At 70.0% G+C, this 18,079-nt stretch carries 15 protein-coding genes; 11 read left to right on the top strand and 4 right to left on the bottom strand.

From position 1 onward, the window contains the following. Positions 1 to 40: 40 nt before the first annotated feature. The 9 genes from V5E28_RS10295 to V5E28_RS10255 all read left to right on the top strand — a co-directional run bounded on the left by V5E28_RS10295 (position 41) and on the right by V5E28_RS10255 (position 11,006). Positions 41 to 1,609: a sigma factor gene (locus V5E28_RS10295; protein WP_336206223.1), complete on the top strand. Its 1,569-nt coding sequence runs from the start codon at positions 41 to 43 to the stop codon at positions 1,607 to 1,609. A gap of 301 nt (positions 1,610 to 1,910) precedes the next feature. Continuing rightward, positions 1,911 to 2,279 carry a hypothetical protein gene (locus V5E28_RS10290; protein ID WP_336206222.1) on the top strand — a complete coding sequence of 123 codons (369 nt, stop codon included), beginning with the start codon at positions 1,911 to 1,913 and terminating at the stop codon, positions 2,277 to 2,279. Continuing rightward, positions 2,276 to 3,397 carry a GNAT family N-acetyltransferase gene (locus V5E28_RS10285; protein ID WP_336206219.1) on the top strand — a complete coding sequence of 374 codons (1,122 nt, stop codon included), beginning with the start codon at positions 2,276 to 2,278 and terminating at the stop codon, positions 3,395 to 3,397. The genes V5E28_RS10290 and V5E28_RS10285 overlap by 4 nt, the downstream gene beginning before the upstream one ends. Positions 3,398 to 3,560: 163 nt before the next feature. After that, a complete protein-coding gene (locus V5E28_RS10280; protein ID WP_336206217.1) occupies positions 3,561 to 4,394 on the top strand; it encodes a glycosyltransferase family 2 protein in 834 nt (277 codons plus the stop codon). Positions 4,395 to 4,422: 28 nt separating this feature from the next. Beyond that, positions 4,423 to 5,364 (top strand): glycosyltransferase, encoded by a 942-nt coding sequence (locus V5E28_RS10275; protein ID WP_336206215.1) that lies wholly within the window; start codon positions 4,423 to 4,425, stop codon positions 5,362 to 5,364. Further along, positions 5,361 to 6,164 carry a polysaccharide deacetylase family protein gene (locus V5E28_RS10270; protein WP_336206214.1) on the top strand — a complete coding sequence of 268 codons (804 nt, stop codon included), beginning with the start codon at positions 5,361 to 5,363 and terminating at the stop codon, positions 6,162 to 6,164. The genes V5E28_RS10275 and V5E28_RS10270 overlap by 4 nt, the downstream gene beginning before the upstream one ends. Then, a complete protein-coding gene (locus V5E28_RS10265) occupies positions 6,157 to 7,476 on the top strand; it encodes a lipopolysaccharide biosynthesis protein (RefSeq protein WP_336206212.1) in 1,320 nt (439 codons plus the stop codon). The genes V5E28_RS10270 and V5E28_RS10265 overlap by 8 nt, the downstream gene beginning before the upstream one ends. 92 nt (positions 7,477 to 7,568) lie before the next feature. Next, positions 7,569 to 10,784, top strand: coding sequence for a hypothetical protein (locus V5E28_RS10260; protein WP_336206210.1), 3,216 nt, complete (start codon positions 7,569 to 7,571; stop codon positions 10,782 to 10,784). Positions 10,785 to 10,826: 42 nt separating this feature from the next. Then, positions 10,827 to 11,006, top strand: coding sequence for a DUF418 domain-containing protein (locus tag V5E28_RS10255; protein ID WP_336206208.1), 180 nt, complete (start codon positions 10,827 to 10,829; stop codon positions 11,004 to 11,006). Here the strand turns inward: V5E28_RS10255 and V5E28_RS10250 are convergent. The 3 genes from V5E28_RS10250 to V5E28_RS10240 all read right to left on the bottom strand — a co-directional run bounded on the left by V5E28_RS10250 (position 10,978) and on the right by V5E28_RS10240 (position 14,293). Then, positions 10,978 to 12,255, bottom strand: a complete 1,278-nt coding sequence (locus tag V5E28_RS10250) for a GH39 family glycosyl hydrolase (RefSeq protein ID WP_336206206.1) — start codon at positions 12,253 to 12,255, stop codon at positions 10,978 to 10,980. The genes V5E28_RS10255 and V5E28_RS10250 overlap by 29 nt on opposite strands. Positions 12,256 to 12,462: 207 nt before the next feature. Further along, positions 12,463 to 13,212: an SDR family oxidoreductase gene (locus V5E28_RS10245; protein ID WP_336206205.1), complete on the bottom strand. Its 750-nt coding sequence runs from the start codon at positions 13,210 to 13,212 to the stop codon at positions 12,463 to 12,465. A 49-nt stretch (positions 13,213 to 13,261) separates the two neighbouring features. Next, positions 13,262 to 14,293, bottom strand: coding sequence for a phosphotransferase family protein (locus V5E28_RS10240; protein ID WP_336206204.1), 1,032 nt, complete (start codon positions 14,291 to 14,293; stop codon positions 13,262 to 13,264). Positions 14,294 to 14,451: 158 nt separating this feature from the next. On the opposite strand from V5E28_RS10240, the gene V5E28_RS10235 reads away from it, so the two are divergent. Together V5E28_RS10235 and V5E28_RS10230 are read left to right on the top strand one after the other, a co-directional pair. Further along, on the top strand, positions 14,452 to 15,534 hold the full coding sequence (locus V5E28_RS10235; RefSeq protein ID WP_336206202.1) for a GNAT family N-acetyltransferase: 1,083 nt from the start codon (positions 14,452 to 14,454) through the stop codon (positions 15,532 to 15,534). After that, the gene (locus tag V5E28_RS10230) at positions 15,531 to 16,691 is read left to right on the top strand and encodes a DegT/DnrJ/EryC1/StrS family aminotransferase (protein ID WP_336206199.1); all 1,161 of its coding nucleotides are present in this window, start codon (positions 15,531 to 15,533) and stop codon (positions 16,689 to 16,691) included. The genes V5E28_RS10235 and V5E28_RS10230 overlap by 4 nt, the downstream gene beginning before the upstream one ends. On the opposite strand, the gene pdxR is transcribed toward V5E28_RS10230, so the two are convergent. Further along, a complete protein-coding gene (gene pdxR / locus V5E28_RS10225; RefSeq protein ID WP_336206197.1) occupies positions 16,676 to 18,076 on the bottom strand; it encodes a MocR-like pyridoxine biosynthesis transcription factor PdxR in 1,401 nt (466 codons plus the stop codon). The genes V5E28_RS10230 and pdxR overlap by 16 nt on opposite strands. Between the last annotated feature and the right edge of the window lie 3 nt (positions 18,077 to 18,079).

Below are 18,079 nucleotides of genomic sequence, written 5' to 3'. Positions count from 1 at the left end.
CCGCGGTGGGGACGTCCTGCGACCTGCGGGGAGGGATTTCGTGCCTGGATGGCCGACTGTCGAGCGCGCCGACGACCAGGAGTTCGTGGCTGCCCTGCGCCGCGCCGAAACGGGGACTCCCGACAGGCTGTACCGCGCGTACGGCGAGCGGCTGTACGACTACGCCGACTCGCTGCTCGGAGATCGGGACAGCTCGGCCGACGCCGTGCACGACGCCCTGGTCACCGCCCATGGCTGCGCCGACCGGTTGAAGGACGGCGGCAGGCTGCGGGCCTGGCTGTATGCGCTGACCAGGTTCCAGGCGGTGGCGCGGCTGGGACACCGCGCCGAGGACAGGACGCCGCCGCCCGTGATCGAGGACGATGCGGATCCGGAGCTCGCCGCTCTGGTGCGCGAGACGCTGGGGGAGCTGAGCAGGAGCGAGCGCGAGGTGCTCGAGCTGTCGCTGCGCCACGGGCTGACGCCGGCGGAGGTGGGCTCGGTGCTGGGGCTGACCTCGCGGCAGGCCGCCGGCCGGCTGGGCCGGGCACGCGACCAGCTGGAGATCGCCGCCGCGGCCGTGGTGCTGGCGAGGACGGGCCGGGCGCACTGCCCGGACCTGTCGGCGATGGTGGACTCCTGGGAGGGGCCGCTGACCCCGCTGCTGCGCCGCCGGCTGTCGGGCCACATCGGCGGCTGCGAGGTGTGCACCGAGCGGCGGCGCGGGCAGGTGTCGGCCGGGCGGCTGCTCGACATGATCCCCGTGCCGGTCCCGCCGCTCGGGCTGCGCGGCAGGGTGGTCGAGACCTGCGTCGCCCCGGGGCTCGACCAGACTCGGACGCTGATCACCGACCGAGGTGACGGCTTCGACCGCATGGGCTTCCCTGTCGCCCATCCGCGCCGCTCGCGGCGGCGCGGGCGGCGCAGGCTCGCTCCGGTGGTGCTGGCCGGCGCGTGCCTGCTCGCCGCGACGGGCGTGATGGTCGTGCTGAACTCGCAGGAGGGCGCCAGGACCTCGCTGCGCGTGGCGCCCAGCTCCACCCCGACCGAGGATGAGGACTACGCCCCGCAGAGCCCGGAGCCGGAGACCGGCACCGAGCCCGCCGACACGCCCACGCCCTCGGACAGCGAGCCGGCCACGGCGGCGCCGAGCAGGAGGCCGGCCGTCGCCGTCGCCACCACCCGGCCGCCGGCCGTGCCCACGCCGACCCGCAGGCGGGCGGTGCCCGCCGCCCGGCTCTCGGCGGCCTGCCCGTCCGGGGTGGAGAACGCGGCCAAGGTCGGGCTGCAGGCTCGCAATGCCACCGTCACCTGGAGCGCCGGCACGTCGAGCGGCCTGGGTGTGTCCCCGGCGACCGGCTCGATCAAGGCCGGCGGCTCGGTGGTGGTCTGGGTGACGGTGGACGATCCCGGCACCGCCGGCAGCGGCACGGTCTCGTTCAGCTCCAACGGCGGGAGCACGAGCTGCTCGCTCTCCTGGCGCGGTCAGGACCCGCGCCCGTCGACTGCGCCGTCCGACGATGCGGTGCCGAGCGCCGAGCCGACCGAGACGCCCACCGGTCCGTCGGAGACCGCGTCGGTCGACAACACCGAGGCCGAGCCCGTACAGGGATCGGACGGCGGCCACTGACGGCCAACGGATCGCCGTGCGTTCATAGATCCTCCGCCAAGACCTCATTTACGTGACAAAGAGTGATATATCGGGCCCTGGGTCGCTGCCCCTGTTACAAATAGGGCATCCTGGTGTGCTTGGGGAGCACGTCGGGGACCGGACCGTCTTTTCCATGTGTTGTACGCCACATGGAAAATCTCATCTGCCGGTAAACCTGACTGGGTCGCCAAGCGTCGGCGTTGACGTGCACGCGCACGGATTGATCCCATGAATAGATCGATCGCGCTTTACCAGTGGGAAACCGGGAGAGAGACAGTAGATGCTCAAGCACCGCAGAGCGCTCACGTGGCTGCTCGCGCTCGCCTGCATCGCGGGAGCGGTGGTCGCGCTGTTCGACATCGACACGCCGCTGCGACCCCTGCTGATCTCCCTGTTCCTGCTCGTGGTACCCGGGGCGGCGGTCGTAGGACTGTTGCGTGATCGTGATCCGCTTGCAGCACTATCAGTAGGAGCCGCAGCAAGCCTCGTCATCAACGTGCTGCTCGCCCAGGCCATGCTCCTGTTCAACGCGTGGTCGCCCCGGGCCGGCGTGGCGACGGTCGCCGTGCTCGGAGGTTTCATGTACGTGCTTCGCGTGTTGTACCGGGGGAAGAGCATGCAGACCGAACAGGGGGCCAGGGCCAGGTGAAGATCAGCGTCGTCCGCCCGGGAGAGCTCGGTGATTCCGAGCGAGCCCGATGGCGGGAGCTCCAGAAGGCGGATCCGAGCCTGGACAACCCGTTCCTGTCAGTCGAGTTCGCCGTCGCGATGGATCGGCTGCGCGACTACGTAAGAGTCGCCGTCATCCAAGACGAAAGCGGCATCGTCGGCTTCTTCCCGTACGAACGCCACAGCTTCGGCATCGGCAAGCCGCTCGGCGGCTTCCTCACCACGTGTCACGGTCTGATCGCGGTCCCCGACCTGACGGTCGACGTGCGTGCGCTGCTGCGGGCCTGCAAGCTCACCGTGTTCGACTTCGACCACCTCGTCGCCGGCCAGCCGACGTTCGCCCCCTTCGAGAGCGACGTCCGCCCGGCACCGGTCATGGACTTCACCGCCGGCTACGACGCCTGGCTCGAGCAGGTCAGGACCAACTCCCCCAAGAACCTGAAGACCGTGCGCTACAAGGAGCGCAAGCTCGGCAGGGAGCAGGGCGAGCTCCGCTTCGAGTGGGCCTCGGCGGATCCCGAGGTGCTGCGCACGCTGCTGACCTGGAAGTCGGACCAGTATCGGCGGACCGGCCGGGTCGACAGGTTCGCGCAGCCGTGGATCGTCGAGCTGATCGACATGATGCACGCCGAGCGGTCGCCCGACTTCTCCGGCGTGTTAACCATGCTCTACTCGGGTGAGGTCCCGGTCGCCGGCCATTTCGGCCTGAGCACCGCGACGACCCTCGTGGGCTGGTTCCCCGCCTACGACACCGAGTTCGGCAAGTACTCCCCCGGCATCGTCCACCACATGCAGATGGCCGAGGCGGCCGCCGCGAGCGGTCTGCACATGGTCGACATGGGCAAGGGCGGCAAGGAGTACAAGGACTGGCTCAAGAGCGGGGTCCTGTACGTCGCCGAGGGGCGCGTCTCCAGGCCGTCCGCCGCCGCGGCGGTGCACTGGATGGGCAGAACTCCCTTCAACAAGGCCCGAACAATTGTCATGGACCGACCGTCTCTTTATAGGGCGGCCGATCGAGTCCTGAAGGGCTTCGGTCGGGTGCGCAGCTCCATCCAGCAGGACAACGCAGTCGCAAAGGAACCCACGGGAGCGCGCTAGAGCGCTTCCGCCCCCGGCACCACAGCTTCAGCACCACAGCACCAGCACAACCCTCACCTCAGGACCCGCAGATGCACCGCTCGCCTCATCAGCCATTCCCGCAGCACCCGGGAGTCGTTGACATCGCGGCGCGTCTGAGGGTCTCGGAAGGATTTACGTCGCCATGAGTCCCGAGATCACCAAGCCGAACGGCAAGGCGCTGATCAAGCCCTTGCGTTCTATGCCGCCTATCGAGCGTTTCACGCCACTCACTCCGCACCTGGCCATTTCGCCGACGGTGACCGTCGTGGTGCCCGCCATGAACGAGGCCGAGAACCTCCCCCACGTGTTCGCCACCTTGCCGCAGTGGATCGACGAGATCGTGCTCGTGGACGGCAACTCCGTCGACGACACGGTCGCCGTGGCCCGCCGGCTGCGGCCGAACGTGAAGATTGTCACGCAGACCGGGAAGGGCAAGGGCGACGCCCTGGCCGCCGGTTTCGCCGCGTCCACAGGCGACATCATCGTGATGATCGACGCCGACGGCTCGACCGACGGCCACGAGATCATCTCGTTCGTGGGCGCGCTGGTCACTGGCGCCGACTTCGTCAAGGGCTCGCGCTACGCCGCCGGTGGCGGCAGCGACGACCTGACGTTCAACCGCCGCTTCGGCAACCGCGTGCTCACCGGCATCGTCAACGTGATGTACGGCACCCAGTACACCGACCTTTGCTATGGCTACAACGCCTTCTGGGCCCGCCACCTCGATGTGCTCAACCTCGACTGCGACGGCTTCGAGGTGGAGACCCTGCTGAACATCCGCGCCGCCAAGGCCGGCCTGAAGGTGCACGAGGTGCCGAGCCACGAGCGCAACCGCATCCACGGCGAGAGCAACCTGCACGTGGTGCGCGACGGCCTGAGAGTGCTCAAGACCATCCTGCGCGAGCGGCGCCGCCAGCCCGCTCCCCCGCGCCCGGAGCCGGCCACCGCGCCGGCCGCCGACCGGGGTGTCGCATAGGCCGCCCAAGCCGCTCAAAGGAATCGTCGTGAACACGTCTGTTGTCATCTGCGTCTACACCGAGGACCGGTGGGAGGACATCAGGCAAGCCGTGGAGTCGGTCGAGCACCAGAGGCGCCGGCCGTACGAGCTGATCCTGGTCGTCGACTACAACCCGGACCTGCACCTGAAGCTCAAGAACGCGTACCCGCGCGCGATCGTCGTGGAGAACACGCACGAGCAGGGACTGTCCGGCGGCAAGAACACCGGCGTGGCCACGGCCACCGGTGACATCGTCGCGTTCCTCGACGACGACGCGGTCGCCGACCCCGGCTGGCTGGAGGCTTTGGAGGAGGGCTTCCAGGACCCCGGGGTCGTCGGCGTGGGCGGTCGCACCGAGCCGATCTGGGCGTCGGACCGCAGGCCGGGCTGGTTCCCGTACGAGTTCGACTGGACGGTCGGCTGCACCTACCGGGGCATGCCCGCGGTGAAGGCGCCGATCCGCAATGTCATGGGCGGCAACGCGGCCTTCGTGCGCGAGGTGGTGTCCGAGGTGGGCGGGTTCCACAGCGGCATCGGCCGCAGCGTGCAGGGCCGCAAGAGCAGGCCGCTGGGCTGCGAGGAGACCGAGTTCTGCATCAGGCTGAGCCAGCGCAAGCCAGGCTCGGTCATGCTGTTCGAGCCGCGGGCGCTCATCGGGCACAAGGTGTCCAGGCAGCGCGAGACGTTCGGCTACTTCCGCTCCCGCTGCTACGCCGAAGGGCTGTCGAAGGCTCTGGTCACGCAGGAGGTCGGCACCCAGGACGGGCTGTCCAGCGAGCGCGCGCACGCGCTCAAGACGCTGCCCCTCGGCGCGCTGCGCGGGCTCGGCGAGGCGCTCAGGGGCGACCTCGGCGGCCTCGGCCGGGCCGGCGCGATCGTCGTCGGACTGGCCTGGACGGCCTGGGGTTACCTGGTGGGCTCGATCCGTCTGAAGGTGGTGCGGTCATGATCCGGATTCCGATCCTGATGTACCACTCGGTCACCGACAAGCCGAACGAGGAGACCAAGCCGCACTCCGTGCGGCCGTCCGACCTGGCCGAGCAGCTCGCCTACCTGGCCGAGAGCGGCTTCACGCCGCTGACGCTGGGCGACCTGGTCGCCTCGCTGAACAAGAACAACGGCAGGTCCATGCCCGACAAGCCGGTCGTGCTGACCTTCGACGACGGCTACGCCGACTTCCACAGCCAGGCGCTGCCGCTGCTGGAGCGGCGCGCCTTCCCCGCCACGGTCTTCCTGACCAGCGGCTGGGTGTCCGACGCGGGCAAGGACGCCGCGGGCAGGGCACTGGACGACATGCTGTCCTGGAGCCAGGCCCGCGAGGCCGCCGAGACCGGGATCGAGATCGGCGGGCACAGCCACAGCCACCCGCAGCTCGACCAGCTCCGCACCGAGGAGCTGCGCCAGGAGCTGCGCCGCAACAAGGGCCTGCTGGAGGACACGCTCGGCACGCCGGTCGCCACCATGGCCTACCCGTACGGCTACTCCAGCGCCCGCGTACGGCGAGAGGTGCGCAAGGCGGGCTACTTCGCCGCCTGCGCCGTCAACAACACGATCGCCGCCGACCGGCACGACATGCTCGCCATCCCGCGGCTGACTGTCGCCAGGCACACCACCATCAACATGTTCAGGCGCGCGGTCGAAGGCAGCGGCGTGCCCCTCATCTACCTGCGCGAACGCATCCTGACCAAGGGCTACGCCGTCGTCAGGCGAACACGTTACGGGTTGCAACGGGTTCGCGGAAATGTCTGATCTTCGGCGGAGGTTGCTACGCGACCTCCGCAATCCGTTGTTCAGGAACGGCTACGCGCTGATGGCCAACACGGGCATCACCGCCGTGCTCGGCATGGGCTACTGGCTGCTCGCGGCCCACTACTTCTCCGAGGAGGAGTTCGGCCGCGGGCAGGCGCTGATCACTTTGATGCGCCTGTTCGCGTCGCTGACCGCGCTCGGGCTCGTGGGCGCGCTGGCCCGCTTCCTGCCGGTGGCCGGCCGCCGGACGCCGGGGCTGATCCTGCGCGGGTACGGCATAGCCGCCGCCACCGGCGGGGCCGCGGCGGTCGGCTTCCTGCTGACCCTGCCGCTGTGGGGCGAGACGTACTCGGTGCTGGCCGGGTTCGGGCCCAGCCTGTTCTTCCTCGCCGCGGTGATGGTCTGGGCGGTCTTCACGTTGCAGGACGTGGCGCTGACCGGGCTGCGCCAGGCGACCTGGGTGCCGCTCAACAGCGTGGTCTTCGGCCTGGTCAAGATGGGCCTGCTGGTAGCCCTGGCGGGCTCGCTGCCCGACGGCGGGATCTTCGTCTCCTGGATGGTGCCGACCGCGATCGCGCTGATCCCGATCAACTGGCTGATCTTCGGCTTCGTGGTGCCCCGGCACGTCAGGCAGACCGCCGGCACCGGCCAGAACCCGCCGGGGCTGCGCGAGGTCGGCAGGTTCCTGGCCGGCGACTTCCCCGGCACCCTGTCGGTCCTGGCGATCGTCTACCTGGTGCCCGTGGTCGTCGCCATGCAGGTGGGAGAGGCCACGTTCGGGCGCTTCTCGATGGCGCACACGCTCGGCTGCATGATCGAGCTGCTGGCGATGAACATGGCCGTGTCGCTGACCGTCGAGGGCTCCTTCGACCCGTCGAAGCTCGCCGCCAACTGCCGCAACGCGCTGAGACGGGCGCTGCTGATCATCGTGCCGATCATCGTGGTGACGGTCGTCGTGGCGCCGTTCATCCTGCACATCTTCGGCGCCAAGTTCGCTGAAGAGGGAACCATGCTGCTGCGGCTGATGGCGCTGGCCGTGCTGCCCAGGGTGCTGATCGAGATCTATCTGAGCGCGCTGCGGGCCCGGAGCGAGGCCCGCGCGCTCGCGTTCGTCCAGATCGGGCTGGCGGCGCTCGTGCTGGCGTCGATCGCGGTCCTCTTCCCGTTCGCGAACGTGAACGCGGTCGGATACGGAATGCTTCTCAGCGAGACTCTGGTCGCACTTTTGATCTTCGGAAAGCTACGTAAAATTCTCAAATACGGCGAAACACGGCAGCCCAGCGTCGCTCAGGGGTCGCACGGGGCCGCATGATGGTCAACGTGAGGCAACGGGACGGCGATGGTATGACAGCGGGGATCACCGGCTCTTCCGGCGTACGGGGGGACGCGGGAGAGGAGTCAGAGGTGCCTTTCGATCCGGAGGCGACGGGGATCATCCCCCGGCTGGACCTCGGGTCCGCCAAGGACGCCCCGGCTGCGGGCTCCTCGGACCCCGACTCGCCGGAGGACGACCCCGAGACCACGGACCCCGCCGAGACCACGGATCCCGCCGAGCCCGCAGTGGCATCCGAGCCCGCAGTGGCATCCGAGGCGGCAGAGACATCCGAGGCGTCCGAGGCGTCCGAGGACGCGAACGCCACGATGACCTTCCGCATCCCCGCGCCTTCGACGGTGCACATCGGCGGCCCGCCGAAGGCCGAGGAGACGTCCGGCGCCGTGCCCTCCTCGCCGTCGCCGGCCAACGCCTCCAAGGCCGCCCCGGCAGAGGACGGGACTCAAGCACCGCGGAAGCCCTCCGGCGATCCGGCGTCCAAGCCCCCGTCGGCCGCCCCGGAACCCAAGGGCGGCCCAGACACCAAGGGCGGCCCAGACACCAAGGGCGGCCCAGACACCAAGGGCACCCAGCCGACCCCGAAGGCCGCCGGCGACCCCACGCGGCCGGGTGCCGGATCCACGCAGCCGGGCAAGCGCCCTGATGCCACGCCAGAGGCGCCCCAGACAGACGGAAGGCGACTCACCGCCCCGGAGCAGTCCGAGACGAGCACCGCGCCGCAGAGTGCCACAGGAACCCCGAAGACAGGCACGCCACCACGGCCGGCGCCCACCGCGTCCCCGACGGGAACCACGCCTCCGCAGGGAACGGCATCGCCGCAACGGGCCGCATCCCCGCAGGGAACCGCATCGCCGCAGGGAACCGCGGCCCCCCAGGGGTCCGCCAAGGCCGCGCAGTCCGGCGGGCCGCTTCAGGCGAACACGGCGGATGCGGGACAGAACACGGCTTCCAAGGCCGCCACCGCCCCGTCGAAGGCCCCTGGCGCGACCCCCTCCGCCCCAACCACGCCGCCGTCCGCCCCAACCACCGCGCCAACCGCCACGCCTTCCAGCCCATCCACCTCGCCGTCCGCCCCAAGCGCGTCGCCGTCCGGATCAGGCGCGTCGTCGCCGGAGGCCGGGGGGCGGACGCAGGTGGGGCGGGTCGCGGCGCTGATCGCGAGCGCGCCCAGGTGGCTGCCTCTGCTGCTGGTGCTCGAAGGCCTGGCCATGTACGTCCTGGCGCTCAAGGTGAGCCCGGGGCCGCTGCGCGGGGTGGATCCGGCCGCCATCAACGGCCTGGGCCTGATCTCGGCGCTGCCGGTGAGCGCGTTCGCCGCGATCCTGATCATGCTCGTGTCGTTCTTCGTCACGGTGGCGCAGAGCACCGACCGCAAGTTCCTGCTGCTGTTCCAGATCGCCGCCATCACGTTCGCGCTGCACGGCGCCGGCGCGCTGGTGGCCGCGGAGCCCAGGTTCCCGACGGCGTACATCCACGCCGGATTCGTGGAGTTCATCGCCAGGACCGGCGAGACGGCGATCAGCATCGACGCCCGCATGGGCTGGCCGGGCTTCTTCGCGCTGTTCGCGTTCGTGACGAAGGCCGCGGGAATCACGGACCTGACGCCGATTCTCAACTGGACCCCGCTGCTGTCCAACCTGCTCTACCTGCTGCCGTTCGTGCTGATCCTGCGCCAGGTGGTGGCCACCACGCGGGCCCGCTGGTACGCGGCGCTGCTGTTCGTACTGGTGCAGTGGATCGGCCAGGACTACTTCTCGCCGCAGGGGTTCACGTTCGCGTTGTATCTGGCGTTCGTGGCGATCCTGTTGCGCTGGTTCGGCCGGGTCGAGCCGCGTGTCAGGCCGATCGCGAAGAAGGGGTTGCGCAAGCTGCTGGGCCGCCTGGACGCGATGACGCCGGGTGAGCTCGCCAACACCGGCATGTACCGGGCCGACAAGCTGCTCATGCTGATGCTGCTGGTCACCCTGTTCATCGCGTCGACGGCCTCGCACCAGATCACACCGTTCATGATGCTCGGGGTGCTGACGGCGTTCCTGATCTTCAAGCGCACCTCGCTGACGTGGGCGCTGCCGTTCTTCCTCGGCCTGGTGGTGCTGACGTGGATCAGCTACCAGGCCGTCGGCTTCTGGGCCGGCCAGATCGACGCGATCTTCGGCGGTCTGGGCAGGGTGCTGACCAACCTGCAGCGCAACACCGGTGACCGCATCGAGGGCAGTGACGCGCTGCACGCGATGGTGCTGCAGGCGCGGCTGGGCATCCTCGTGGTGATCCTCTCCCTGGCGGCCGTGGGCCTGTTCAGGCGGCTGCGGCGCGGGGTGTTCGACAGGGCCGCGCTGATCCTGCTGTGCGTGCCGGTGCTGGCGCTGGGGCTGCAGAGTTACGGCGGCGAGATCGGCCTGCGGATCTACATGTTCGCGCTGCCTGGCGCCTGCCTGCTGGCGGCGTACGCGTTCTTCCCGAACCTGCCGGCGGACAGCGCCGACGTGCGGGAGGAGACCGTACCTCTGCGCAGGCGCAACATCCGCTTCAACCCGGAGCTGACCAAGAAGGTGTCGCTGGTGCTGGCGGCCTGCTTCGCGGTCGTGTTCGCGATGGCCTTCCTGGTCGCCCGCTACGGCAACGAGAAGTTCGAGCGGGTTACCTCGGGCGAGGTCGCCGCCATGCACTACGTGTACGAGCACGACAAGCCGAGCGCCCGGGTGGTCTACCTGGTGCCGAAGGTGGGCCCGGAGGTGACTCCGACGCTGCCGTGGGGCGAGAAGGACATCGAGCTGGTCAACTTCGGCGGCCAGGCACAGGTGCACAAGGACCCGACGAACATCGCCGACGCGGTCCAGCGGCTGAAGCCGGGGCCGGAGAGCCCGCGCAACACCTATCTGGTGGTCAGCCGGGGGCAGGTCAGCTACCTGCAGCTCAACGAGGGCTTCCCGGAGGGCTGGGGAGAGAGGTTCCGGGCCGCGCTGGACGCCTCGCCCGACCTGAAGAGGGTCTACTCCAACGAGGACGCGGCGCTCTACACCTGGAAGAAGTTCGTCAGGGGGACGGAGACCCCCGATCCGCAGCCGTACAAGGGGCGTGGCGACCCGAGCTCGCCGTGGACGCCGGTCGGCATCGCGGCGCTGGCCGTGACGTGGGCGGCCCTGTTCGGGTACGAGGTCATCCGGCTCAACGGGCCGAGACGGGCGCCACGGGCACGGCGGTGGCTGCTGATCATCGCCATCCCGACCTTCGTCGTGGCCGTCGGAGTGATCGCCGAACGGTTCGTCTACATCGCCGGAATCAACTGAATTCACAGGAACCACTCAGGTTGTGCGGGATGATGTCCCCTGATGACGACACCGCCGCTCCAGCTGGGGCCGGCGGCGGCCGTCTTCGCCACGCAGGTCCTCTACAGCCGGTGGTGGCTGCGCGGGCACCGCTACGGTCCGGTGGAGTGGCTGCTGCGCTCCCTGACGTACCGGAGGGTGCAGGAGGGCCGCGCTAGGAAGCCCCCCGAGAGCTCCACTTGATTTCGTACGGCTTGAGCGTCACCTGCTTGCCGTCGACGGTGGCCGTCACGGCGGCGTCGCCGGTGTTGACCATGACGACCTGGCGTGCTTGCGCCAGCACCCTGACCTTCGGATCCGACGACTGGACCTGCTCGATCGGCACCCCGGCGGGGAACCACTTGGTGAAGCCGCTCAGCAGCCCCGCCATGGGCATCTCGACGCCGTTGCCGGAATCCCACAGGCAGCCGTTGCAGGCGCCCGCGTCCTTGGACTGGGGGTTCCAGTAGAGGGCCGTGGTCACGCCGCTCTTGGCGAACTCCATGAGCGTGGCGGCCTGCACGGCGGTGCGCTTGGCCTCGGTCCAGCCGGAGTCGTCCGGCTCGACGTACCACTCGGCCCACCAGACCGGCAGGTCGCCGGCCTTCTCCCTGAGCCAGTTGGTGATGGCGCTGAACTTGGCCGTGGCGGCGAAGTCGTCGGGGATGTTGCCCTTGTCCGTCGTCATGGTCGCGCCGTCGACGACGATGAAGTCGGCGCCCTTCTTGTGCTCGATCCAGTATTCGATCGCGTCGAGGGCTCGCTGGTCGATCGTGCCGTAGGTGCCGCTCAGCTCGGAGGGACTCTGGCGTGAGGTGCTCTCGATCGGCACGTAGGGGCCGCCGATCTGGATCTCCGGGTTCACCTTCTTCAGCGCGTCGTAGATCTTGTTGTAGAGCTCGGTGTAGCCCTCGGCGTCCCATCGGTTGGTCGACGGGTTCCAGAAGCCCTTGAACTCGTTCCACACCATGAAGTGCTTGACCGTCGGGTACTGCTTGGCGATCTTGACCGCGAGCTTGGCGTAGTCGTCGAAGTGCTCGGGGTTGGGCGCGACCGTGTGGTTCTTGGTCCAGTCGGTACGTCCCGCCTTGCCGCCCTTCATCCAGTCGGGGGCGCAGCACAGCGTGATGATCGGGATCGCCCGCGACGACGCCATGAACTTCAGCCGGCGGTTGAGGTCACGGAGGTTGTACTGGCCGGGGCTCGGCTCGGGGTTGTTGACGCCCCAGCCCATGATGTGCTGGTTCTGCAGCATGGGCACCCGGCCGAGAATCCCCCTGGCCTGGTCCTGCACCTCGGCGGAGCTGTTGTCCGCGCTGTACTGGGTGTGGGTGATGCCCCAGCGCGGCCAGTCGGCGACCGCGGGCGGCGGCTCCAGCAGGGGGGCCGGCTCGGCGGGGCCGGGCTTGGCCACCTCGCCGCCGGTGAACTCGGCCTTGGACCCCGACTTCATACTCGTATAGGCCATGATGCCCGCCACGAGCAGAATGGCGAGGATTCCGGCTCCTAGAGCGATCGGCCATGGTGACCGCCTGCGGGCATGTCGACCGTCCGTAGGAATCACGGAACCCACCCCTCACGCAACGTTCCAAAAAAGGCCGGGCGAGGTCGCCCGGCCCTTCAACCGTATCCGCACTACTTGCGGGACACTTGCGACTGATCAGGAAGATGGTGGGCGCTGGCCGGTCACAGGTCCGGGGACTCCCGCATAACGGTACGGCACCGGTTGCCTGCCAGGCTGCACGATGAGCAGAGTGCCCGATTCCTCGGAGTAGAAGGCGGACTCGACGGCGGCCGCCACGTCGTCGGCGTCCAGCAGCGGGAAGCCGGCGCTGACGAACAGTTCCTTGGCCTCGGCCACCAGCGGGGTGTCGGTGAAGCCGGGGCAGACGGCGCCGATCCTGATGTTCTCCTTGGCCAGCGGCGCGGCCAGCCCTCTGACCAGGCCGACGACGGCGTGCTTGGTCATCGTGTAGATCGGGTCGCCGTCGTAGCCGACGAGCCCGGCCAGCGACGCCGTGACGACGATCGCACCTCCGCCCGAGCGCTTGAGCAGCGGCAGGCTCGCGGCCACGCCGAAGACCACGCCGTCCACGTTCACCCCGACCGCCTTGCGGTAGCGGGCGAGGTCGAAGGCCGCCAGGTCCACGCCGCTGGAGATGCCCGCGTTGAGATGGACCAGGTCGAGCCGGCCGTACCTCTCCTGGGCCAGCTCGACGGCGCGCTGCGAGGCCTCCTCGGTGCTGACGTCGGCGGCCAGCCACGCGCCCCCGAGTTCCTTGGCCAGCCGCTCGACGCCGTCGGCGTCGAGGTCGACCAGGACGCACGTGGCGCCGCCCACAGACAGGCGCCGGGCCACGGAGGCCCCGATGCCGCTCGCCGCTCCGGTGATCAGTGCAACAGTGCTCATAGCGCTCCTCGGGAGGTGGGTCACGGCTGGTCAGAGGTGGTGGGGACGGTCACGACTCGTCGAGCATCCGGTGGGCGCGGGCGATGAGGGTAGGCACGGCGGCTCCGATCCGCTCGAAGCCCTCACCCACGGTCTTACCCTGCTGGAAGCGGGCGTGGATACCCTGCACGATGACCGCGAGCTTGAAATTGCCGAAGGCCACATAGAACCCGAGGTCCGAAATATCGCGACCGGAGATCTTCGCGTAGTGGGCGGCGAACTCGGCGGCGTTCATGAAGCCGGGCGCGGCCGTCACGTCCCCGGCCACCGGGATCTGGGCCCGCTCCTCGTCACCCCGGTCCTGCCAGTAGGTCAGCGTGAGCCCGAGGTCCGCCAGCGGGTCGCCCAGCGTGGACATCTCCCAGTCCACCACGGCCAGGATCTCCAGCTCCGCCGGCCCGATCCGGACCAGGGTGTTGTCGAGCCGGTAGTCGCCGTGCACCAGCGTGCCGGCCGGGCCGTCCGGCAGGCGCTCGCGCAGCCGGGCGGCGAGCCTGTCGTAGGCGGGCAGGTCCTCGGTCTTCGACCGCTCCCACTGCTGGCCCCACCGTTCGAGCTGGCGCGCCAGGTAACCCTCGGGGCGGCCGAAGTCCGCCAGGCCCACCTCGCGGTAGTCGACGGCGTGGATGGCGGCCAGCACCTCGGCCAGCCGCTGCGACAGCCGCCGGGTCCGTTCGGGCGCGGGCTCGCCGAGCTGCTCCGCGCTGCGCACGGCCTCGCCCTCGACGTAGCCCATCAGGTAGAACGGCGCCCCGATGACCTCCTCGTCGGCGCAGAAGGCGACCGGCTCGGGGACGGGCACCGGGGTCGGTGCGAGCGCCGAGATGACCCGCCACTCGCGCCGCATGTCGTGCGCGGTGGGCAGCACGTGCCCGAGCGGCGGGCGTCGCAGCACGACGCGCCGCTCCCGCGTCTCGATCAGGTAGGTCAGGTTCGACCGCCCACCGGCGATCAGCGAGACGGACAGGGGCTCGCCGGCGTCGGGCAGGTGCCGGCCCAGCCACGCGAAGAGCCGGGGCCGGTCAATCCCAGGTACGGTCATGGACAACTATTAGAACGTCACTCGGTCCTGAGCGCCACCTGAGAGTTAGATAACGTTCGGGACCTGCGATAACAACCACCACTCCAGATCCTCTAGGGTTGGACCTACATGTCTGCCTGCATGCTGATCCGAGTAAGGCATGTCGACAGTAGGAGCCCATGCACGTCACACTTGCTCGCCCCAGCGAGCTGGGAGAGCCCGAAGTAAGCCGCTGGCGCGCACTGCAGGAAGCCGACGCCGCGTTCGACAATCCCTTCCTTTCCCCTGAGTTCACGATCACCGTCGGCGAGCTACGGGACATGGTCTGGGTGGCCGCCGTCCACGACGGGCCCGACATCGTGGGATTTTTTCCCTTTGAGCGCCATCCTCTCGGCATCGGCAGACCGGTGGCCGCCGGGCTGACCGACGCGCAGGGCATGATCCACGTCAAGGACGCCGGCATCGATCCGCACTGGCTGCTCAAGCAGTGCGGCCTCGCCGTCTACGAGTACGACCACCTCGTCTCCGGCCAGCCGATGGAGGCCGCGCGGTCCGAGTCCTACCCCTCGCCGATCATCGACCTGCGCGAGGGCTACGACCACTACAGCGGCTTCCTGCGCGAGCACTCCGGCAAGACCTACAAGACCACGCTCGCCAAGTCGCGCAAGCTCCAGCGCGACATCGGCGAGGTCCGGCACGACTACGCCACCCCCGACCTGGAGCCGCTGCGCACGCTGCTCGGCTGGAAGACCGACCAGTACCGGCGCACCGGACGCACCGACAGGTTCGCCCACCAGTGGATCGTCGAGCTGGTCGAGCGCCTGCACGCCACCCGGACCGACAGCTTCGCCGGCGTCCTCGACATGGTGTACGTGGACGGCACGCCGATGGCCGGGCACTTCGGCATCCGCACCCGCACGACCCTCGCCGGCTGGTTCCCCGCCTACGACACGGCCTTCGCCAAATACTCCCCCGGCCTCATCCACCACCTGGCCATGGCCGAGAAGGCCGCCGCGTCCGGCATCCAGGTGATCGACATGGGCCGCGGCCACAAGGAGTACAAGGAGAAGCTCAAGAACGGCGAGCTCGCCGTGACCGAGGGGCGCATCGCCCGGCGCAGCCCGTCGGCGGGCCTGCACTGGATGATGCGCGTACCCGCCCGCAAGGCCCGCGCCACCGTCCTGGCCAACCCGCTGCTGCACAAGACAGCCGACAGGGCGCTGAAAACCTACGGCCGGCTGCGCGCCGCCCTGCCCGGGTGAGACAGATCGCGGAGCGCACCGGCAGGCACTGCCTGCCGCTGCCCTCCAACCGCCTCGGCCTCTACCTGGCGCTGCGCCACTGGTGCACGCCTGGCCAGCGGCTGCTCATGTCGCCCGTCTCGGCGGATGAGATCCTCTTCCTGGTGCTGGCGGCCGGCCTGCGCCCGGTGATCGCGCCGCTCTCACCGCGCGACGGCAACATCGACGCCGCCCGGGTGGACCTCTCGACCGTGGACGCCGTCCTGACGACCAACCTGTACGGCCTGCCGGACCAGGTGGGGGCGTTCGCCGGGAAGATCCTCATCGAGGACGTCGCGCACGCCATGGAGACGAGCGTCGGTGACCGGCCGCTCGGCACCTTCGGCCAGGCCGGTGTCTTCAGTCTCTCCAAGCACCCCGGCGCCGGCTCGGGCGGCGTCCTGGCCGTCGAGCACGTGGCGGACCTGAAGGCGCTGGAGCAAGCCCGCGACAAGCTCCTCGAACCCGGCGCGTTCCGGGACGAATTACTCAGCGTGGCCACCTCCATGGCCCGCCAGGTGGCGCTGAGGCTCGACCTCGTCCGCCCGGCACTGCGGCTGGCACGGGCGCTGGGCATGGAGGAACCACGCGAGGGCTACCGCATCCCGCTGCTCGCCGAATCGCTGTCGAAGGCGCTCCCGCACGCTCCCCTGCTGCCGCCCTTCGACCCGTGGGTCCGGGCCGACCTGCACTCCTACCGCACCGAGCGAGGCCGCCTGGCCAGCTGGTACCAGGCCCGGCGGGTGGCCGCGGTGCCCAGGGAGCGCTCGCGCAGGCTGGCGGGCATCGAGCGGCTGGCCGCCCTGCCCTCGGCGGCCCCGGCCGTCCACGACCATCTCGACCAGCCCCTGTTCCGCGTCCCCCTGCTGGTGCGCGACCGCGACGCCGCGATCGCCCAGCTGGAACGGCACGGGGTCGCGACGGGCTACCTGTACGACCCGCCGTACGACGACTACGCCCTGCCATTCACCGAGCCCTCCGGAGACCCGGAGCCGGCCAGATGGTGGGCCCGCAACGTCCTTCCCGTGGACCCGATGTACGCCTCCCGCTCCCTGCCGGTGCTGCGCGACCTCGAACCGGCCCCCGCGACCCGTGCCGGGGCACGGACTCAGCCGCCGCCCGTTCAGCCCCTCTCCTGACCCGCTCGGCCGCCGCCGATCAGCTCGGCGAGGATCAGGCACCCTCGCCTGACGTCCGAGAGCGAGGCGGAGCCGTAACCGATCACCAGGCCGTGCACGTGCTCGGGCCCGAAGTGGTGGCGTTCGACCGTGTCGAGCAGGACACCCCGCTCCGCGGCCCGCTCGACGATCGCCGTCGCCGCCCCCCGCGGCAGCTCGGCCAGCACGTGCAGGCCCGCAGTGTCGCCGCGCAGGCGGCAGACGGCGCCGAGGACCTCGACGACCACGGCGCGGCGGCGCGCGTACTCCAGACGCATCCTGCGCAGGTGCCGGTCGAGGTCGCCGCCCTCCAGCAGGGTCGCCACCGCCTGCTGCACCGGTCCGCTCGTGCGATCCGACACACCGCGCCTGATCGTCGCGATCCTGTCCAGCAGCTCCGGCGTGCCGACCAGCCAGCCCACCCCGACGTCCGGCGCCAGGGACTTCGACAGCGTGCCGAGCAGCACCACCCGCGACGGGTCCAGGCCGTAGAGGGCCGGCAGCGGGGCGACGTCGTAGCGGAACTCCGCGTCGTAGTCGTCCTCCACGATGATCGCGCCGGTACGCCTGGCCCAGGTCAGCAACCGCTCCCTGCGGGAGATCGGCAGCCGCCCGCCCAGCGGATACTGGTGCGCGGGGGTGGTGTAGAGCAGGCGCAGGTCGTCCGGCAGCCCGTCGACGATCACCCCGTCCTCGTCCACCAGGCACGGCACCACCTCCGCCCCCCGCCCGGCGAACACGGTGCGCGCCGTGTGATAGCCCGGATCCTCGACGCCCGCTCTTGTGCCGGCGCCGAGCAACGCCAGCGCGCACAGGTCGAGCCCGTTGCCGGTGCCCCTGGTGACCAGGATGTTCTCCGGCCCCACCGCCACCGCCCTGGCCCGTCGCAGGTGGTCGGCGAGCAGCTCCCTGAGACGCGGCAGGCCGTAGGGATCGGGGTAGTCGCCGGGCGGCAGCTCCGCGGCCTTGCGCCAGGCCCGCTTCCAGGCGGCCCGGTCGTAGTCGCGCACCCAGGGATGGCCCGGCGTCAGGTTGATCTCCTTCTCGCCCGGCACCGCTCTGCGCCGCATCCTGGGACCCGGCGTCTCCGGGACGAACCGGCGGGGCGACTCGAGCGGGGTGACGAAGGTGCCGGAGCCGTGCCGCCCCTCCAGCCAGCCCTCGGCGTAGAGCTGCTGGTAGGCCTCCGTGACGACCGTCCGGCTCACCTTGAGCTGCCCCGCGAGCCCGCGGGAGGAAGGCAGCCGCTCCCCGGGCGCGAGCGCCCCTGACAGCATGGCCTCGCGCAACCAGTCGGCGAGCTGTGCCGTCAGCGGGACGGTCGCCTCCCTGGACAGGGACACGGGCAGGTCAACGAGGGCACGCACGAA

The organism is Nonomuraea sp. LPB2021202275-12-8 (genome assembly GCF_037044575.1).
Taxonomy (GTDB): domain Bacteria; phylum Actinomycetota; class Actinomycetes; order Streptosporangiales; family Streptosporangiaceae; genus Nonomuraea.
The sequence above is the reverse complement of the archived record's forward strand: the minus strand, read 5'-3'. Positions and strand labels throughout refer to the sequence as shown.